Origin of the sequence: Sulfuricurvum sp. (genome assembly GCF_028681615.1) — a bacterium.
Taxonomy (GTDB): Bacteria; Campylobacterota; Campylobacteria; order Campylobacterales; family Sulfurimonadaceae; genus Sulfuricurvum.
Genome location: NZ_JAQUHV010000034.1, coordinates 1 through 3,162, shown reverse-complemented (window position 1 = coordinate 3,162; position 3,162 = coordinate 1). Strand labels below are relative to the sequence as shown.

Sequence of the window (3,162 nt, the reverse complement as noted above, 5' to 3'; positions counted from 1 at the left end):
ATCAAAAGCAAAGCTCTTGATACTACGCTAACGCTAAGTTTGCCTCGGCGGCATGCCCACGCTTCGCTTTTACTTTACATGTAAACCGCACTCTTTGTGCTCTGGATTTTCCCACCACCAACGACCTGCTCTAATATCTTCCCCCTCAGCTATTGCTCTGGTACAACACGAACAACCTATGCTTTGAAAGCCTTTGGCATACAAAGCATTTTGGGGAATATGATGTTCTTGCATGTAACGCGCCACATCTGCATCGCTAAAAAAGGCTAAAGGGTTAAACTTTTGCATTTGATGAACCGTATCAAACTCTTGCATCACCGTTTCGCTTCGTGTGATTGATTGCGCTGCTCGAATACCGCTAATCCAGCCATCTTTGCCTTTGAGTGCTTCTTTTAGTGGTAAAAGTTTACGTACATGACAACACTCTTTACGCAAATTAATATCATCAAAAATTCCCCACTCCCCTACTTTGGCTTCCAATGCTTTTATCGCTTCACCATGAGCACTAAAGGCTTGAATCGTGACATCAAAAAAAGCTTCTATCTCTTTTTGGTAAGCCAATGATTGCTCAAAAAGCTTGTAGGTATCTAGCGTAAAAACACTCACATTAATGCCTGCTTGTAGCGCCAATGAAAGAGCGATGGCATCTTCATTTTGGTGGCTAAAGGCTAAGCTTACATGGAGGTCTTTTCCCTTTACATGTAAACCTAATAATTCAAGCGCGTCAGAGACTTTTTCATCATAACTTTTACTCATATCTGATACTCCGGTTCTATTTTTTTTCTTCCGTACTCAATTTTGTTCCATGCACGCTCATGAAAATAGTACAGCGCCGTCTTTGTGACCAATTCAAAAGCACCAATGGAAACAGCTGCAAGTGGATTTCCAGTCACGATGTAACTGATGATAATCGTATCAACAGTCCCTGTGGCTCGCCACGAAAGTGCTTTAAGAATACTTCGTTTTTTTTGTTCTACCATGTTGTTTCCTGCAAAATTTTCAGAAGCATAGCAGTTTTATTTTACTTTGTCAAGTTTGTTAATTGATTTACTAAACATTAAATCAACTTGTTTTGTTTTTTTCCCCTACTTGTATAAGATGATTAAAAAATAATCCTTTTGTCACATTTTTAACACCTACTTTTTATGCATTTGTGCTAAAATTATCTTAAATTACGAAGGGTACAGGTTACAATCACATGGTAGAATCACAAAGCCCCCTATACGATGAATTTAAGGCCATCTTAAATACTATCGATCCTGACCGCGTTAAAGAGCTCTTATCGTACATGCGCACCGAAGCCATTAACTTTAATCTCTTTAAGAATGGCTCTTTTATAGAGCGGAAGTTTCCTTTTGATATTATTCCCCGTATTGTTTCTGCGAGTGAATTTGAGTACTTGGATAAAGGAATTCAACAACGTATTTACGCTCTAAATCTTTTTTTAGAAGATATTTATAGTGAGCAAAAGATATTAAAAGATGGCATTATCCCTTCCGATTTCGTCTTTGCTTCTAAAGCATTTTTACCCGAATTTATGAATACTCCTGTTTCAAAAAAAATTCGTGTTCATATCAGCGGTATAGATCTTGTGAAAAATAGCGTTGGCGATGGATGGGTTGTTTTAGAAGATAATTTACGTGTCCCAAGTGGTGTTAGCTACCCTCTTTCGATTCGTAAGCTTACCCGTAAAGTATTTCCTGAATTTTTTGAAAAATTACCAATACAAAAAGTTTATGATTACCCTCAAATTCTCAAAAAAACAATGGATTACGTTAACACCGGCGGTATCAATGTTGTCTTGACACCAGGTCGCTATAACTCTGCATTTTATGAACACTCCTACCTTGCTAAAGAGAGTGGCGCAGTTTTTGCCACAGGGGAGGATTTATTTGTTGAAAACAATATCCTTTACTTCAAAACCTTTAATGGTAAACGTTCTCGTGTAGGCGCTGTCTATCGTCGAATGGATGATGATGCACTTGATCCTAAGTTTTTTCATGCTGAATCACTGATTGGTGTGCCTAATATCACACAAGTCTACCGAGCAGGCAATATTGGCTTGATGAATAGTATTGGAAATGGCATCGCTGATGATAAAGGCATTTACTATTTTGTTCCTCAAATGATTCGCTACTATATGGGGGAAGAGCCCATTTTACAAAATGCCCCAACGTATTTGGCATTTTTTGAAAAAGACCGTCAGTACATTATCCAAAATCTTCGCACATTGGTTATTAAAGATGTTGCTGAAGCAGGTGGGTATGGCGTTGTCTTTGGTTCACAACTTTCAAAAAGTGAGCGTGAACATATGAAAGAAGCTATTTTAAAAGAACCAAGACGTTTTATCGCACAAGAAGTTATCGAATTTTATGATATTGAATGCCGTAATGATTTAGGACAACTTATACCTCATAAAGCAGACCTTCGAATGTATTCTTTATATGGTGAAGAGATTGTCGTATGGCCAGGAGGATTAACGCGTTATGCTATGGATCCTAAAAGCTATATCGTTAACTCTAGCCAAGGTGGCGGATTTAAAGACACTTGGATTTTAAAGGAGAGTAAATGATTCTTATTTCACCACAAACAGCTGAACATCTTTTTTGGATAGGACGCTATATCCAACGTGCTGAGAGCATGTCACGTTTGGTCATTGATATCTTTGATAAAATTCTTGACGATAATCATCAAGAGAGCCATAATTTTTATGCGAAACTTGGCCTGACACTTGATTATCAAAATAATCAAGAGTTTCTTCGTCAAGCTACTTTTGATCTTGAGTTTGTCAGCCTTCTAAGCATTGTCAATAATGCCCGTGAAAATGCTGTATTAGCCCGTGCATCTCTTCCAAACAGAATGTTTAGCCGAATCAATGGTCTCTATCTTCGTTATCAAATTGCTAAAGATGAACCTAAAACATCTATTTTTTGGTTGGAGTCAACCTTACAAGAATTGGATGCTATTTGGGGAAATTTGGAATTAAATATTGCTCACATGCATGAAAAAGACTTAATTCAATTAGGACGTATTATTGAGAAAATGGATCTTAATATTCGTCTTTTTGACAGCCTAGAAGCAACAGCATTGGATGTTGCCAGACTCAATAATTTACTTGCAAAATTAGGTCAATATAACGCCAAAGTTTCATTACATTCAAGC

4 protein-coding genes are annotated in these 3,162 nt (G+C 37.5%); 2 read left to right on the top strand and 2 right to left on the bottom strand.

All coding sequences use genetic code 11. The features are described 5' to 3' along the window. Window positions 1-69: 69 nt before the first annotated feature. Together PHE37_RS13810 and PHE37_RS13805 are read right to left on the bottom strand one after the other, a co-directional pair. Complete coding sequence (locus tag PHE37_RS13810; RefSeq protein ID WP_300008839.1) at window positions 70-756, bottom strand: phosphoadenylyl-sulfate reductase; 687 nt, start codon at window positions 754-756, stop codon at window positions 70-72. Further along, complete coding sequence (locus PHE37_RS13805; protein ID WP_299997960.1) at window positions 753-980, bottom strand: DUF2061 domain-containing protein; 228 nt, start codon at window positions 978-980, stop codon at window positions 753-755. Before PHE37_RS13805 ends, PHE37_RS13810 begins: the two co-directional genes overlap by 4 nt. Window positions 981-1,198: 218 nt before the next feature. On the opposite strand from PHE37_RS13805, the gene PHE37_RS13800 reads away from it, so the two are divergent. Further along, entirely contained in the window at window positions 1,199-2,572 is a 1,374-nt protein-coding gene (locus PHE37_RS13800; protein WP_299997958.1) for a circularly permuted type 2 ATP-grasp protein, read from the top strand. After that, on the top strand, window positions 2,569-3,162 hold a 594-nt coding region (locus PHE37_RS13795; RefSeq protein ID WP_299997955.1), incomplete at its 3' end, for an alpha-E domain-containing protein. The genes PHE37_RS13800 and PHE37_RS13795, both read left to right, overlap by 4 nt.